Source organism: Neisseria musculi, from assembly GCF_014297595.2.
GTDB classification, from domain to species: domain Bacteria; phylum Pseudomonadota; class Gammaproteobacteria; order Burkholderiales; family Neisseriaceae; genus Neisseria; species Neisseria musculi.
Map to the genome: position 1 here is coordinate 438,750 of NZ_CP060414.2, position 15,658 is coordinate 454,407.

Below are 15,658 nucleotides of genomic sequence, written 5' to 3' on the forward strand. Positions count from 1 at the left end.
TTAAAACCAATGGCCGAGTTTTGCGGCTTTGGTGCTGAGGTAGCGTTCGTTTTCTATGTTTTCCCCCACTTGCAGCGGCACACGTTCGACCACTCTGATGCCGGCATCGGCCAGCACCTGCACTTTTTCAGGGTTGTTGGTTAAGAGCTTCACTTCTTTCACGCCCAAATGCTCGAAAATATGCTTGGCCGGCGTGAAGTCGCGGGCATCTACCGGCAGACCCAGTGCCACATTGGCCTCCACCGTGTCCAAACCCTGATCTTGCAGCCGGTAGGCGCGGATTTTATTGATCAGGCCGATACCGCGCCCTTCTTGACGCAGATAGACAATCACGCCGCGCCCGGCCTGCTGCACAGCCTGCATGGCTGCCTGGAGCTGCGGGCCGCAGTCGCATTTTTGCGAAAACAGCGCATCGCCGGTTAAGCACTCGGAATGTATGCGCGCCGGCACCGGCGTGCCATCGGCAATATCGCCCATGGTCAGCGCCACGTGTTCCTGTCCGCCGGTTTCTTCAAACCCGTGCAGCGTAAACACGCCCCATTCGGTAGGCAGGCGGCAGGCGGCGATAAATTTCAACGGTTTAGTCATTTTGTTCCTCTTGATATTCGGGTTGCAGCAACGCAGCCATCGGCTCGGCCAATGCCAGCGCCAGCGCCACCCAATCGGCCTGAACAGCTTCAGTGAGCGCACCTTTGCTTTCGTATTCCACATGGACAACGCCGAGCACACTGCCGTTTTGCGAGCAGACCGGCAGCGACATCTGGCTTTGGCTGCGGCTGTTACGGCTGCCTTCGAGCGCCCCGGAAGCAAGCCAGTGCGACACATCTTCTGCCAGATTCAGCCAACCGGTTTGCGCCGAACGCACCGGCAGGTGGAAACGGGCATACTCTTCATTAACCGGCATTTGTTGCGCCAACGCCAGCCCTTGTTGCGCCAAACGCAGCAGAAACGGGCTTTGCCCGGACGGCAGCAGGGCATACACCACCGCACTTTGCGCGGCCACGGTTCGGCTGTAGGCAGAATCCAAGGCCATGAAAATCTGCTTCAGCAGGGCTTCGTGTCCGGCGGTGGGCGCGATATGTTCCGACAGCACGGCATCACCTGCGGCATACCATAAAACTTCGCGGTCGATTTCGCCCCGGCCGTTGTGCATCACTGTTTGCGCCGCCAGAACGCCCACGCGGACTTCATCTTCAGATAACCGCAAACCTTGTGTTTGCAGATAATCGCGGATCAGTGAAACAGGCATGGCTCTCCCTTTTCTTGCATTAATTCGGCATTGAGGCCGTCTGAATATTTCAGACGGCCTATTCGGTTGGTTCGTATAATTGTGCGCATTATACCTTTTTTCAGGCTCGGAAGATTGGCATCTTTTCAGGCTTTCGGTATAATCTCCCCCGTTCCATTTCATTTTATGCGGAAGTGGCGAAATTGGTAGACGCACTGGATTTAGGTTCCAGCGCCGCAAGGTGTGAGAGTTCGAGTCTCTCCTTCCGCACCACCCTATAAAAATAACAGCCTTTACGGGCTGTTTTTTTACGTCTGATACTGTCCAACGCCACAAACCAAGATTCAAGCACAGCAAGGCTTACAGCCCGATAAAGGGCATTTTCAGACAGCCTTGATTATCCAATACAGTAAAATCCCGTCTAATTGAATAAACCAAAAAACGGGGGTATATTTGGGGGTGTCTGAAAATACCCCTAAAAAATACCCCCAAAATGCCGTTAAACGACCGCCAAATAAAGAACGCCAAGCCCGCCGAGAAGCCGTACAAACTGGCAGACGGCGGGGGTATGTTTTTGCAGGTTACACCAGCGGGCGGCAAGTTATGGCGGCTGAAATACCGCATAGACGGAAAAGAGAAATTACTTTCAATAGGCAAATATCCCACCGTTTCTTTGTCTGAAGCCCGCAAAGCCGCCGAAAATGCCCGCCGCTTGCTTGCCGCAGGCCAAGACCCCGCCGCCGCCAAGCAACAGGCCAAACAGAAACGGCAGGCCGCCCTACTGAATACCTTTGCCGCAATCACGCAGCAATGGCACGCCCAAAACTGCCGCCGGGAAGAGAACACGCCGGACGCGTACTGCATTATTCTGAAACAGCGTTGTAGCTCCGCAGAAACCGGTTTCCTGTCGGAAACAGACGTTTTCCCGCATATCGGCAGCCGCCCTCCGATTAAAGAATTTCGGATAAACGATATAAAGACCGTAAATCGAGCATATCGCCGAATGGGGCGCATTGGAAACCGCAGAGAAAATCAGGCAATGGATAGGCGGCGTTTTCAATTATGCCGCCATGCTTGAACAGGCAGACGGCAACCACGCCGCTCCGCTTGTCGATTATCTGCCCAAACGGCAGGCTGCCCATATGCCCGCCCTGCCGCGCGAAGAACTAACCGAGTTTTTCAGACGGCCACTGCCGGCCGGTACACACCAACAAAACCGCCTATGCGTTTTGCTGATTATGCTTTGCTTTGCCCGCAATAACGAAATACGAGGCGGCAGATGCCAAGAAATCAACTTTGACAAGAAAACACGGGCAAATTCCCACTGAGCGCATGAAACACCTCCGCGCCCACATTATCCCGCCGGCAAACCGGCCGCTTGAGCTTTTGGCCGAACTTCACGCCATCATGGGGCACAGCCCGTTTCTGTTCCCCAGCCGAACCGCCATAGACGGCCATATCAGCGAAAACACGGCGGGTAAGATTATTAACGGCATGGGATATAAAGGCATGGCCACACCCCACGGCTTCCGAAGCCTTGCAAGCAGCGTATTAAACGAGCAGGGTTATAACCCCGATGCCATAGAGCGGCAGCTAGCCCATGTAGAACAAAACAAAGTAAGGGCGGCATACCACCACACGGAATATCTGCTACAACGGGTAGAAATGATGCAATGGTATTTTAGACTATTTGCTATTTGCGCGAACGGCATAATCAAGCCCACGCTCTGGTTGAGAGTGAAACAAAATGAGCCAAGATATACCCTTTTCTGATTTGCCTGATTTAAGCAATTGGAGACTTACGCCGACACTGAACAATAGAGCAGGCATCATTACTTTTTGGCGGCATTGACCCTACTTTTTGCCAAAATGGATTTGATGATTCGGGCAGGTTTCCCGCCACACAATTCAGGTGCGCATATTGCGAGGCAGGCATTTTTAGGCGATATCATTTTGAAAACGCTTGCTGTTCATGAGCTTTTTTGTTTGACTATAACGGAGCATCATATAAAGCAGGCACATAAACAGGGGCAGAGTATCCATTTGAGGATTGATATTGAGCGCACTAACTATAGTAATGATATTGCCAAACAACGCTGCGAGGGGATGCGTTGGAACATCGTCAACGCCATGAACAAAGCGCAGCCGCACGCTACTGCCGAAACGTTTGCTCGACATCATGAACGCGATTTATCCGCAAGCCACTGCGTTGGAGATGCTCCAGCAGCTCGACTATCTAGCGTATTGTCGAAGCAATGTTTAACGAGTTGATTGAGTGGGTCGTGTCGCTGAATTTCTGCAACGTGGTCTGTCTAAGGTTCGAGCTGTTTGAAAATGTCGAGACTTAACTGCTGGATTGGTGCAGGATTAGCAGCGTGGTGAAACCGAAAATAACATTCTCGACCACTTAGCTTAACATTTTCCGAATATGGATGACATCACCTTGCAAAACGAGCTGGTTCGAGTGATTTTTCTGTCGAGTTTGATAGGCCGTGTTGAGGCAGTGCGGGATATGAGCTGATGAATCCGGAATATATCAAGACAATTTTCGACTTAGAGCCGGAAGCAGTGGTCGAATACCTGAAGCAAAAAGGCGTGACCGTTTCATGGGATTAGCAAGACATACTAGTGGATGATGAGTACGCAACTGATAACCCGGTTTGGAATGCCATGTATCCGTCGATCGATTTCTGCTGCCGCTGCCGCGCGTGCACCCGTTATCGCGTGTCGCAGGTGAAAACCATGCCTTGCTCAGGTCGACATTCGGATCGGCTTCGGCAGTAACGAAATACACTGACTTGCATATTGACGGAAAGTTTGCCGCACTAAGTGTAGGCTTCAATGCCAACCAAGGCTAAGCTATGCTCTTAAGCGGGTTTGCAGTTCGCATCTTGATACTGCTTTTATTTTGATTAACTGCGGTTTGCTATTTAAAAATAACAGGTATTCATCTTGCGTTATTAATTGCTAAGAAGCAAAAATACCGATATGACGAAGAAAAGGCATGATGATTACCACGCGGCGCAGAATTCGGCCCAGTGGTTTTTTTCTGCCGACAGTGTTTTCAGATGGCTTTTTATGCGTTTGATTTCTAACTCGTATTCATCGGCATCGAGTGCGCCGCTCATCATGCGGAAGCGCAGAAACATCAGATAAGTGTTGGCGGCATCGGTTTCGCAATAGTTGCGGATGTCTTTCAGACGGCCTGCATGGTAGGCTTCCCATACTTTGCTGCCGTCCATGCCGAGTTTGCCGGGAAAGCCGCACAGTTTTGCGATATCGTCAAGCGGTACGCTGGCGCGGGGCTGGTAGAGGGCGAGCAGATCCATGAGGTCGCAATGGCGGTTGTGGTAGCGGTTGATGTAGTTGTTCCATTTGAAGTCGCGGCTGTCGCCGAAATCGCCTTCGCCCATATCCCAATAGCGGGCGGCGGCAATGCCGTGTATCAGGGCGCGGTAGTGCAAAACGGGCAGATCGAAGCCGCCACCGTTCCAGCTCACCAGCTGCGGGGTGTGGGTTTCGACCAGATCGAAGAATTTGGCAATCATGGTTTCTTCGTCATCGCTGGTTTCGCCTATGGTGCCGATGTGGATTTTGTCCTGCCCCCAACGCATGCAGCAGGAGATTGCCACTACTTGGTGAAGGTGGTGCTGCATGAAGTCGCTGCCGGTTTGGGCGCGGCGTTTCTGTTGGGCGAAAACGACCGTATCGGCATCGCTTACGCTGTCGGGCAGTTCGTAAAGGGTGCGTATGCCTTTTACATCGGGTACGGTTTCGATATCGAAGGCTAAAATAGGGGTCATGGCTGAGGCTCCGGATAGTGCTTGGGCATTGTGGCATGAAGCGGCGCGTGCGCCAAGTGTGGTGTGGGCATATTATTTTCGGGTGGGGGTGTATGTTTTAACGGAAAGAAACGCAGAGTTTGATAAAATGCGCGATTTAAGGCTGTTTGAATGTTTCAGACGGCCTTGATAAAAAACATCGAGGAAATATATGAAACCCATCAAACAAATGCTGTTGTACACCCTGTTGTCGGCTTCGCTGGCGGCCTGTGGTCAGACGCCGGTGAAAAATGATCGGCCGCAAAAGGAGAAGGCCGAAGTCAAAACCGGTGCCGAGGCTGCCATTAAGGCCAAGTTGGAAAAAACTTATGCTGAGCAAAAGCTGAAAGTGCAGGGCGTCCGCACCACGCCTATCGGCGGTATTTACGAAGTGGTGGTGTCGGGCAACCAGATTATCTACACCGATGCCCAAGCCGATTATATTTTGCAGGGCAGCCTGCTCGATATCAACAAGCGCATTGATTTGACAGAAGAGCGTATGGCCGAGCTGAATGCTGTTGAGTTTGACTCGCTGCCGCTCGATAAAGCTATTAAAGAAGTGCGCGGCAACGGCAAACTCAAAGTGGCGGTGTTTTCCGACCCCGATTGTCCGTTTTGCAAGCGGCTGGAGCATGAATTCGCCAAGATGACCGACATCACGATTTATAATTTTATGATGCCGATTGCCGGTCTGCATCCTGATGCTGCCCGTAAGGCCGAACAGATTTGGTGCCAGAAAGACCGCACAGCTGCCTGGACTGCATGGATGCGCGAAGGCAAAATGCCGCCTAAGGTTGCGGGTTGTGAAAATCCGGTGGCGGAAACCACTTCGCTGGGCGAGCAGCTCGGTTTTCACGGTACGCCTGCGCTGGTGTTTCCCAACGGGCGTACGCAAAGCGGTTACAGCCCGCTTCCGCAGTTGCAGAAAACGATTGCCGAAAACCAGTAGCCCGCTGCCGGCAAACCGCTTTCATGTTCGGTTCAAGTCTGAGTATGCGGGCGGTCGGATCAAGCCCCGTTTGGATCTGCGGCAGAGCCGGCTGCAGTATGGTTTTTTTCTTGACAAACCAAGCTGTTGCTAAGATAATTCACCAATTAAGCTAAGGCGCTAAAAAAATAGCTTCGGCTTGTGAAAATAATTTTTAAGCCGATAGAGCAGTAACAAAGTCGGCCGGCATTGCCCGCAGTAATGCTGTTTTATACTTGATTTTATTTTAGTGAATGAACCATAGCCGGCCGCCGTTTGATACGGCGGGTAAATTTTTACGGCGGTTTTGTCTGCCGTATCGTTAGGAGGTGGTGTTTGCATCACGGCGCGTATCCCGCCCGGATCTTGGATCCAACCTGCGATACACCAAACTGATTTTAAGGCCGTCTGAAAATAAAAACGGCGGCCTGTAGCGATTTTGATTAAGGAATAAAAATGCCTGCTATCCGTGTAAAAGAAAACGAACCTTTTGAAGTTGCCATGCGCCGTTTCAAACGCGCTGTAGAAAAAACCGGCCTGCTCACAGAGTTGCGTGCCCGCGAAGCCTACGAAAAGCCGACCACTGAGCGTAAGCGCAAAAAAGCTGCTGCGGCCAAACGCCTGCAAAAACGTTTGCGCAGCCAGCAACTGCCTCCGAAACTCTACTGATTCCGCCATACTTTTTGATTGCGGTTATCAAAATTAAGTTATACACCGTAAGGCTTCGTCCTTGCGGTGTTTTGGCTATGTATGGCTGCCTGTTTTGTCTGCAGATTGAAACATTGCCAATCCACTCAAAATAACGGCAATGTTGGTTTCGACTCCGCCTGAAGAGAGTGGATTGTGTAAGCTGCTGAAGCGGCAGCAGGGGAGAATCCGTATGATTGGTTGTGCTGTTTTCGGCTTGCCGTTTTGTGCTTATTTCGGCAGATCGGCTATAGCGGTGTAAGCTGCAGGCGTAAAAAGCGTCAAACCTAATAGCAGGCCGTCTGAAAACTTGATTTGTTGCCGTGCGGCATCATTGGTGCCATACCGACTGTTTATTTAACCGAGAGAATTACCATGAGCCTGAAAGCCCGACTTGCCGAAGATATGAAAACCGCTATGCGCGCAAAAGACAGCGTAACGCTTTCTACAGTGCGCCTGATTAATGCCGCCGTCAAACAATTTGAGGTGGACGAACAAAAGGAAGCCGATGATGCCAGGGTAGCGGCCATCATCACAAAAATGATCAAACAGCGCAAAGACAGCGCAAAAATTTACACCGATGCAGGCCGCAACGATTTAGCCGACAAAGAAAATGCAGAAGCCGAAGTCCTCAAACGCTATCTGCCGCAGATGATGTCGGCAGAAGAGATCCGTGTGGCCGTGGAGGCGGCAGTAGCCGAGAGCGGCGCGGCGGGAATGGCCGATATGGGGAAAATGATGGGCATTTTGAAAACCCGCTTAGCCGGTCAAGCCGATATGGGCGAAGTGAATCAGGTGTTGAAAATAGTGTTGACGGCCTGAATCAAAAAGGCCTAACTACAGAGAAATAAAAATCTTCAATTTTATTTTTCACATCCGTTTAGACAGCCTGCTTAAAATAATTTAAAGAGAGAAAAACATGCTCACTTCTGATGTCTGATGAGTTCAGACCATTGCTTTTAAAATTAATGGCCGACCATAAAGCCCGCCATAAAACTTCCATTGTTGAAGAAGTATGCGGTTTGGCTGGTTTAAGCATGGAGGAACGTTTGGAAAAAATTCCGTCCGGTATCAGTCGTGCAGCAAACCGTATTGGTTGGGCTCGCTCTTCTTATGTTAAATCGGGAATTCTGGAAAGAGTCGGGCGGGCTGTTTACCGAATGACGCCATTAGGTTCGGAAATGGCGGAAAAATGGAAAAATTTTAATAAAATCAAAGAATCAGACTTGGTCGGTCTGCCTATGTGGGATAGTTATCTTGCCAATCTTTATGAGCGTAAGAATCATCATATTGATGGGATTTCTTCTAGTCCGGCATTGGAAACATTTGCTGGAAACCATGAAAATCCCGAAGACAAAATCCGTTCTGCCATTCGTGAAATTGAAGATGAAACGGCTGTCGAACTACTTAACCGCTCGAGAAGCAACTCACCGGCATTTTTTGAAAAAGCCGTTCTCAACCTGTTGTTGGCCATGGGATATGGCGGTAAAGAAAATCTGTATGCCCATGTCGGCAAGTCGCATGATGGCGGTATTGACGGTGTCGTCAAACAAGACCCGTTAGGTATTCAGAATATTTACATACAGGCTAAACGCTATGCTGATGGAAATTCTATCGGCAGCAAAGAAATTCAATCGTTTGCAGGAGCATTACAGGGAAACGGTGTTGAACGCGGCGTGTTTATTGCTACATCATCATTTACCAAGCAAGCCCGTGAATATGCACAAAAACTGCTTGGTAGAGTGATTTTGATTGATGGCCAATACCTCGCGACCTTGATGATTCGCTATAAAGTAGGCATTCAAACCAAGCAGGCGTTTGAAATAATCGAGTTAGACGAAGATTTTTTTATCGAATAACCTTTCAGACGGCCCAATCACAGAAGGTTATCCGAAAATACACAATAAAACCATGATCCCCAGTGAATTTATAGACGAATTGCTGGCCAAAGTCGATATTGTCGATATTGTCGATGAATATGTGCCGCTGAAAAAAGGCGGCGCCAACTACATGGCCTGCTGCCCGTTTCACAAAGAAAAATCGCCGTCTTTTTCGGTGAGTCCGCAGAAGCAGTTTTACCACTGCTTCGGTTGCGGTGCGCACGGTACGGCCATCGGTTTTATCATGGAATATCAGGGGCTGGGTTTTACCGAAGCCGTGCAGCATCTGGCCGACCGCGCCGGCTTGGCTGTGCCGCGTGCACACGGGCGGCAGGATAACCCCGCGCAGCGCGCCGAACGCAAGAAAAAACAGCAAACACTGGAAGAAACCACCGAAGCTGCTGCCGCTTTTTACAGAGGCCGTCTGAAACAGGATGCGCGCGCGCAGGAATATTTGCGCAAACGCGGCCTGAGTGCCGAAATCATCGGGCATTACGGCTTGGGCTATGCGCCCGAGGGCTGGCAGCCGCTGGCGCAGGTGTTTCAGCCGTATCCCAACACCCCGCTGGTGGAAAGCGGCATGGTGGTGGAAAAAGACGGCAAACATTACGACCGTTTCCGCGACCGCATCATGTTTCCCATACGCAGCCCGCGCGGGCAGGTTATCGGCTTCGGCGCCCGCGTGCTCGACAAAGGCGAGCCGAAATACCTCAATTCGCCCGAAACACCGCTGTTCGATAAAGGCCGCAATCTCTACGGCCTTTACGAAGGGCGTGCCTCCATCAAAGAAACAGGGCGTATTTTGGTGGTGGAAGGTTATATGGATGTGGTGGCACTGGCGCAGTTCGGCATCGGTTACGGCGTGGCTGCACTCGGCACCGCCACCACCGCCGAACATGTGAAAATCCTGATGCGGCAAACCGACAGCATCTATTTCTGTTTCGATGGCGACAGGGCAGGGCGCAAAGCCGCATGGCGCGCACTCGAAAACGCCTTGCCGCAGCTGAAAGACGATAAAGCTCTGCATTTTCTGTTTCTGTCCGAGGAACACGACCCCGACAGCTATATCCGCGCTTATGGCAAAGCCCAGTTTGAAGATGCCCTGCTCAACCAAAGCAAACCTTTGTCGGCCTATTTTTGGGAGCACCTTTCAGACGGCCTCAACCTGAACACGCAAGAAGGCAAGGCCGAATTGGTTAAAACCAGCGCACCGCTGCTTGCCCAAATTACCGCGCCTGCTCTATCTTTTCTGTTGAAGCAGGAGCTTGGCGGCAAAGTGGGCATAGATCCGGTCAATCTCGCCCGCCTGCTGGGGCAGGAGGCACCCAAGCAGTACACCAAGCAGAAAAGCTACAGGCTGCCTCAGGAAACGTTCAGGCAGCCGCAGATGCCCACCCTGATAGAGCGGCAGATACGCAGCCTCTTGATAAATCCTGCATGGGCTGCATATATAGAGCTGCCCGAATATCTCAACCTCAGCGGCGGTTTTGCCTGCCTGGCCAATCTTGCCGAATTTATCAACAGCCGCGCAGAGCCGCCGGGGAGCGCACAGATTCTGGAACATATGCGCGGCACGCCTTACGAAGCCACCATCAGCCGTATTTTTCAAAATATGCGCGGCGGGCAGGAGTTGGAAAGCAGCAGCGAGGAAGATTGCGAAAGTTTCAAACTTGGCATGAAAAAGCTGCTAAATGAGTTAAAATACGCCCAAATTGAAATACTGAAGCAAAAAAACCGGCAGGGCGGTTTGAGCGAAAGCGAAAAAAAACTGCTGCTGGCCTTATTGATGCCGGCACATTAAACACCTTGAAGCAGGCTTGCGAACACGATTCGGGGCCGTCTGAAAACGCCACACACCACTGCAACCGAGTTCTCTTGCACCCACCGCAGAACACCTTTCGATTGTTTCAGACGGCCTCACTCCATCAAACCGTTTTAACCAGAGAACATTCTATGTCTAACGAAAAACCCGATACCCACGACAGCGAATACCAAGAACAAGACGGCAACCGCCCGCTGACCCTCGAAGAGCAGCGGGCGCGGTTGCGCCAGCTTATCATCGTGGGCAAAGAGCGCGGCTATATCACCTATTCCGAAATCAACGATGCCCTGCCCGATGATATGTCGGATGCCGAGCAGATCGACAATATCGTCAATATGATTATCGGCTTGGGCATTCAAGTAACCGAGCAGGCTCCCGATGCCGAAGATATGCTGATGAGCGACAACACTGCCGCCATCACCGATGAAGATGCCGTAGCCGAAGCCGAAGCGGCCTTGTCGAGCGTGGACAGCGAATTCGGCCGCACCACCGACCCGGTGCGTATGTATATGCGCGAAATGGGGCAGGTGGATCTGCTTACCCGCGAAGATGAAATCATCATTGCCAAAAAAATCGAAAACGCCCTGAAAAACATGATTCAGGCCATCGCCGCCTGCCCCGGTTCGATTGCCGAGATTCTCGATTTGATCCGGCGCGTCCGCGAAGACGAAATCAAGGTGGACGAAGTGGTGGAAGCCATTATCGACCCCAACGAAGTGCTGTTAAACGAACTGGGCTTGGGGCATCTCGAAAGCGCACCCGCCGCCGCAACCGAAACCGGCCGCGGTGATGACGGCGATGACGGCGAGAGCGATGATGATGAGGACGAAACCAGTGCGGAAGCCATTGCAGCCACCAATCTGGAAGAGTTGAAACAGAAAGTGTTAGAACACTTCGAGCGCATCCGGGCCGACTACGACAATATGGTGGCCGCTTTGACCAAGCACGACAGCCGCCACCAAGCTTATCTCGAACACCGCGATGCCATCGCCTCCAAACTGCTTGAAGTGCGCTTTGCAACCCGCCAAATCGAAAGCCTGACCGGCAGCCTGCGCGAGCGCGTGGACAACATCCGCCGGCTGGAGCGCGAAATCCGCGACATCTGCGTGGAGCGCGTACATATGGACCGCGATTACTTTATCAGCTATTTCCTGCCCGAAATCACCGATTTGGAATGGGTAGAGGCCGAAATCACCAAAAACAACGTGTGGAGCAACGCGCTCGACCGTTTCCGCCATGCCATCATCGAAAAACAAACCGAGCTGGCCGATATGGAAACCGAAACACAGATTTCCATCGAAGAGTTGAAAGAAATCAACAAAAACATGGTGATCAGCGAAAAAGAAACCGCTGCCGCCAAGCAGGAAATGATTCAGGCCAACCTGAGGCTGGTGATTTCGATTGCCAAAAAATACACCAACCGCGGCCTGCAGTTTCTTGATTTGATTCAAGAAGGCAACATCGGCCTGATGAAGGCGGTAGACAAATTCGAATACCGGCGCGGCTATAAATTTTCCACCTACGCAACCTGGTGGATACGCCAGGCAATCACCCGTTCGATTGCCGACCAGGCGCGCACCATCCGCATACCCGTGCACATGATTGAAACCATCAACAAAATGAACCGCATCTCGCGCCAATATCTTCAAGAAAACGGCGAAGAGCCCGACTCTGCCAAACTGGCCGAATTGATGGAAATGCCGGAAGACAAAATCCGCAAAATCATGAAAATTGCCAAAGAGCCGATTTCGATGGAAACCCCCATCGGTGATGACGATGATTCGCATCTGGGCGACTTTATCGAAGATGTAAACAATATCGCTCCCGCAGAAGCCGCCATGTATTCCAGCCTGCACGAAGTAACCAAAGAAGTGCTGGAGAGCCTGACCCCGCGCGAAGCGAAAGTGCTGCGTATGCGCTTCGGTATCGACATGAACACCGACCACACGCTCGAAGAAGTGGGCAAACAGTTTGACGTTACCCGCGAGCGTATCCGCCAAATCGAAGCCAAAGCCCTGCGCAAACTGCGCCACCCCACCCGCAGCGACCGCCTGCGCAGTTTCTTGGACAGCGAAGAAAACAAGCAGTAAGTTTGGCGGGGTGGGGCAAGGTTATCGTGTATAACCTGCTTTTTCCGCTTGAATCATGGCAGTGTTGCTGTTTTGGCGGGTTGGTTGAAAAAGGCCGTCTGAAATGTTTCAGACGGCCTTTTTACGGATACCGGCATCATTCGTCTTTATCGAAAAACGCCAGCTTTACCACATAACACAGAAACAACACCGCCAACAGCAGCATAGCGGTTTCCAGGGCGTTATCCTGCGGGCTTTGGTTCCAATAAAAAATCTCTTTTTTCATCTGCTTATTCCTTTTTCACACGCGGCACATCGCGGTTGAGCTGCCGCCACAGCGCGGCAAACCACAAATACATCACGAAAACAAACGGAAAGCCCGAAAACGACCCCACGGCTTTGATGCCTTCCATTTTGCCGGTAAAAATCACGGCATAGCTGATTAAGGTCATAAACACGCACCATACCACCGCGCGGAATTTGTTTTCACTGCGGCCGCTGCTGCTGGTCATGATGCCCAGCGAGATGGCCGCACTGGTTACTGTGGTTACGATAAAGCCGAGAAACAGCACGATGGTCAGCGGTTTGGTAAAGCCTGAAAGCGGCAGCATATTGAGCAGATAATAAAACGTGCCTTCATAATTGCCCTTGTTGGCGATTTCGGCCAAACGCCCGCTGCCCTCCACGGTGTCGAGCAGGCTGAAACCCGAAAACACCGAAAACCAAATCACGATAAAGCCCGCCGGCACCATTACCGAAGCAAACACAAACTGGCGCAATGTGCGGCCTTTGGAAATTTTGGCAAGAAACACGCCCACAAACGGCGCCCACGTTACCCACCACACCCAATAAGCCATCGGATACCACACCACCCAGTCGCGGTTGTGGAACATATACAGCTCAAACGAATGGTGCACCGTTTTGGTGAGGATGTTGCCCACCGCCACCGCCATTGTGCTTAAAAAGTAATGCGTGGGGCCGACAGCAAACACAAACAGCAGCAGCAACACCGAAAAATAAACCGTCCAATCGCCCAAAAACTTCATGCCTTTGTTAATCGGCAGCACCGCGCCGGCGGTGTAGAGCGCGGCCAGCGCCGCCAATACTGCCGCTTTCCAGCCGATAGCATCGAAAGCAAAGCCGGTGATGATTTTCAGCCCCGAAGCAATCTGCACCGAAGCCATTGCAATCGAAGAAGAAACCGACATGGCAATCGACAAAATCGCCATACCGGTAACGGCTACGCCCAGCGGCTTTGCCCATTTTTTATGGCGGAACGCATATTGCAGCGGTGCGGCGGGGGTACATTCGGTTTTGTGCTGGTAGGTAAAATAAGCCATCACCAAGCCTGCAATCATATACAGCGACCATGCCGGAATGCCCCAAACATGCAGCGCCAGGCTCATGGCGTTTTCCACTTTTTGATATTCCGCCAGCCCGGCCGCCTGAACGCCTATGGGAGCCTGGAAATAGTGCCACAGGGCTTCGATAGGGCCGAAAAACACAATGCCCACGCCGATGCCGGCGGTAAAGAGCATATTCATCCACGAAAGAAACGAATATTCGGGCACCGCATCTTTGCCGCCCAGGCGGATATTGCCGAAGCGCGGCGACAGCGCCACCGCCAATCCCACGCCGAAGGCCAGCAGCGGCAGCCACATAATCAGCCAGTCGAATTTCAGGTAGAAAAATTTGCTGGCGGTTGCTATGGTGCCGGTGAGCAGGGTGGGGCTCACGACTGCAGTAACAGCCATCAGGCCGACCAGCAGGGAAGTCCATAAAAAATAATTGGGGCGTTTCGAAGAAACTTCTTGTGTAGGCATACGCTGCCCTTTCTTAGGTTTTTTGGAAAAAACACCGGCAGAAACATCATGCCGTTTTGTTATGCGGGCATCTTGGCAACAAGGGTCGGATAATGCCGAAGGCCGTCTGAAAAACCGTCAGCGTTCAGACGGCCGAGCCCTTTGCAGCATTCAAAAAAGCGTTTATCCGCCGCCATTTCTGCCTGCACCGGGGCCGCGCAGCGGCTTTGCGGATCTGATGACGGTATTTCGGCCTTCAGAGGGCATTAAGGTATTTTGCAGAGGCTTCGGCCTGATTCTATCCGGCGTTCAGACGGCCGAAAGCCGCAATCAGGCAATTTGGGTTTGGTGTTCGCTGCCGTTGCGGCTGCGGATTTCGCCCAAGCGGTAAACGGTTTCTCCCTGCTCGGTCAGAAAATCCTGCACCGCAGCGGCATCTTCAGCCGACACCACAACCACCATGCCGATGCCGCAGTTGAAGGTGCGGTACATTTCGTGTGCCGACACATTGCCCGCCTGTTGCAGCCATTGGAACAGCTTGGGCATAGGCCATGATTGCGCATCGATTTGGGCAACGGTGTTTTGCGGCAGAATGCGCGGCACGTTTTCGGTGATGCCGCCGCCGGTGATGTGCGCCATGCCTTTGATGGTGAATTGTTGCAGCGCGGCCAGAATCGGCTTCACATAAAGGCGGGTGGGGGCGATAACGGCCTGGCGCAGGGTTTTGCCGTTGTCAAACTCGGCATCCAAATCGGGGTTGTCGCGCTCGATGATTTTGCGGATTAGGGAATAGCCGTTGGAGTGCGCGCCATTGCCGGCCAAACCCAACACCACATCACCTTCGGTAATATTGCGGCCGTTGATAACCCGGTCTTTTTCCACCACGCCCACAGCGAAGCCCGCCAGATCGTATTCCCCCGGCGGATACATGCCGGGCATTTCGGCAGTTTCACCGCCGATTAAGGCGCAGCCCGATTCTTCGCAGCCTTGCGCAATGCCTTTGATGACATCGGTGGCGCGCGCCACATCGAGTTTGCCGCAGGCGAAATAATCGAGAAAAAACAGCGGCTCTGCGCCCTGCACCAAAATATCGTTTACGCTCATGGCCACAAGGTCGATGCCCACGGTGTCGTGTTTGTCCCAATCAAAGGCCAGCTTCAGCTTGGTGCCTACGCCGTCTGTGCCCGAAACCAACACAGGGTTGCGGTATTTTTTGCTGATTTCCACCAGCGCGCCGAAACCGCCCAAACCGCCCAACACTTCGGGGCGCATGGTGCGTTTGGCAAAAGGTTTGATGTTTTCGACCAGTTGGTCGCCGGCATCGATATCGACACCTGCATCGCGGTAGCTCAGGGAAGTGTTGCTCATGCGGGGCTTTCTTG

Annotated in this window: 17 protein-coding genes and 1 tRNA gene; 12 read left to right on the plus strand and 6 right to left on the minus strand. The window is 52.2% G+C overall.

Translation table 11 applies throughout. The features are described 5' to 3' along the window. Together ribA and H7A79_RS02155 are read right to left on the minus strand one after the other, a co-directional pair. A complete protein-coding gene (ribA, locus tag H7A79_RS02150) occupies positions 1 to 588 on the minus strand; it encodes a GTP cyclohydrolase II (RefSeq protein ID WP_135034319.1) in 588 nt (195 codons plus the stop codon). Next, positions 581 to 1,249 carry a hypothetical protein gene (locus H7A79_RS02155; protein ID WP_135034318.1) on the minus strand — a complete coding sequence of 223 codons (669 nt, stop codon included), beginning with the start codon at positions 1,247 to 1,249 and terminating at the stop codon, positions 581 to 583. Before H7A79_RS02155 ends, ribA begins: the two co-directional genes overlap by 8 nt. A 167-nt stretch (positions 1,250 to 1,416) precedes the next feature. Here H7A79_RS02155 and H7A79_RS02160 point away from each other — a divergent pair. The 5 genes from H7A79_RS02160 (at position 1,417) to H7A79_RS02180 (ending at position 3,499) form a co-directional block, all read left to right on the plus strand. Next, positions 1,417 to 1,501, plus strand: a tRNA-Leu gene (locus H7A79_RS02160). 220 nt (positions 1,502 to 1,721) lie between these two features. Next, positions 1,722 to 2,306: a DUF4102 domain-containing protein gene (locus tag H7A79_RS02165; protein WP_187000914.1), complete on the plus strand. Its 585-nt coding sequence runs from the start codon at positions 1,722 to 1,724 to the stop codon at positions 2,304 to 2,306. Continuing rightward, on the plus strand, positions 2,242 to 2,556 hold the full coding sequence (locus H7A79_RS02170) for a hypothetical protein (protein WP_377057584.1): 315 nt from the start codon (positions 2,242 to 2,244) through the stop codon (positions 2,554 to 2,556). Before H7A79_RS02165 ends, H7A79_RS02170 begins: the two co-directional genes overlap by 65 nt. Further along, positions 2,525 to 3,001, plus strand: a complete 477-nt coding sequence (locus H7A79_RS02175; protein ID WP_187000916.1) for a tyrosine-type recombinase/integrase — start codon at positions 2,525 to 2,527, stop codon at positions 2,999 to 3,001. The genes H7A79_RS02170 and H7A79_RS02175 overlap by 32 nt, the downstream gene beginning before the upstream one ends. A 66-nt stretch (positions 3,002 to 3,067) precedes the next feature. Continuing rightward, positions 3,068 to 3,499 carry a hypothetical protein gene (locus tag H7A79_RS02180; RefSeq protein WP_167743026.1) on the plus strand — a complete coding sequence of 144 codons (432 nt, stop codon included), beginning with the start codon at positions 3,068 to 3,070 and terminating at the stop codon, positions 3,497 to 3,499. A gap of 740 nt (positions 3,500 to 4,239) precedes the next feature. Here H7A79_RS02180 and H7A79_RS02185 read toward each other — a convergent pair. After that, positions 4,240 to 5,031 carry a 3'-5' exonuclease gene (locus tag H7A79_RS02185; protein ID WP_187000917.1) on the minus strand — a complete coding sequence of 264 codons (792 nt, stop codon included), beginning with the start codon at positions 5,029 to 5,031 and terminating at the stop codon, positions 4,240 to 4,242. On the opposite strand from H7A79_RS02185, the gene H7A79_RS02190 reads away from it, so the two are divergent. The 7 genes from H7A79_RS02190 to rpoD all read left to right on the plus strand — a co-directional run bounded on the left by H7A79_RS02190 (position 5,030) and on the right by rpoD (position 12,495). Continuing rightward, complete coding sequence (locus H7A79_RS02190) at positions 5,030 to 5,200, plus strand: hypothetical protein (protein ID WP_187000918.1); 171 nt, start codon at positions 5,030 to 5,032, stop codon at positions 5,198 to 5,200. The genes H7A79_RS02185 and H7A79_RS02190 overlap by 2 nt on opposite strands. Positions 5,201 to 5,221: 21 nt before the next feature. Further along, positions 5,222 to 5,998: a DsbC family protein gene (locus H7A79_RS02195; protein ID WP_135034316.1), complete on the plus strand. Its 777-nt coding sequence runs from the start codon at positions 5,222 to 5,224 to the stop codon at positions 5,996 to 5,998. Between the two features lie 474 nt (positions 5,999 to 6,472). After that, positions 6,473 to 6,685, plus strand: a complete 213-nt coding sequence (gene rpsU, locus H7A79_RS02200; RefSeq protein ID WP_085365024.1) for a 30S ribosomal protein S21 — start codon at positions 6,473 to 6,475, stop codon at positions 6,683 to 6,685. Positions 6,686 to 7,078: 393 nt separating this feature from the next. Continuing rightward, the gene (locus H7A79_RS02205) at positions 7,079 to 7,525 is read left to right on the plus strand and encodes a GatB/YqeY domain-containing protein (protein WP_187000919.1); all 447 of its coding nucleotides are present in this window, start codon (positions 7,079 to 7,081) and stop codon (positions 7,523 to 7,525) included. A gap of 110 nt (positions 7,526 to 7,635) precedes the next feature. Beyond that, positions 7,636 to 8,562 (plus strand): restriction endonuclease, encoded by a 927-nt coding sequence (locus H7A79_RS02210; protein WP_187000920.1) that lies wholly within the window; start codon positions 7,636 to 7,638, stop codon positions 8,560 to 8,562. Between the two features lie 52 nt (positions 8,563 to 8,614). After that, a complete protein-coding gene (gene dnaG, locus H7A79_RS02215) occupies positions 8,615 to 10,384 on the plus strand; it encodes a DNA primase (protein ID WP_187000921.1) in 1,770 nt (589 codons plus the stop codon). A gap of 152 nt (positions 10,385 to 10,536) precedes the next feature. After that, positions 10,537 to 12,495: an RNA polymerase sigma factor RpoD gene (rpoD, locus tag H7A79_RS02220; RefSeq protein ID WP_187000922.1), complete on the plus strand. Its 1,959-nt coding sequence runs from the start codon at positions 10,537 to 10,539 to the stop codon at positions 12,493 to 12,495. 136 nt (positions 12,496 to 12,631) lie between these two features. On the opposite strand, the gene H7A79_RS02225 is transcribed toward rpoD, so the two are convergent. The 3 genes from H7A79_RS02225 to purM form a co-directional block, all read right to left on the minus strand. Then, a complete protein-coding gene (locus H7A79_RS02225; RefSeq protein WP_255518788.1) occupies positions 12,632 to 12,760 on the minus strand; it encodes a hypothetical protein in 129 nt (42 codons plus the stop codon). 4 nt (positions 12,761 to 12,764) lie between these two features. Beyond that, positions 12,765 to 14,297, minus strand: a complete 1,533-nt coding sequence (locus tag H7A79_RS02230; RefSeq protein ID WP_187000923.1) for a BCCT family transporter — start codon at positions 14,295 to 14,297, stop codon at positions 12,765 to 12,767. 309 nt (positions 14,298 to 14,606) lie between these two features. After that, entirely contained in the window at positions 14,607 to 15,644 is a 1,038-nt protein-coding gene (purM, locus tag H7A79_RS02235; RefSeq protein WP_135034311.1) for a phosphoribosylformylglycinamidine cyclo-ligase, read from the minus strand. Between the last annotated feature and the right edge of the window lie 14 nt (positions 15,645 to 15,658).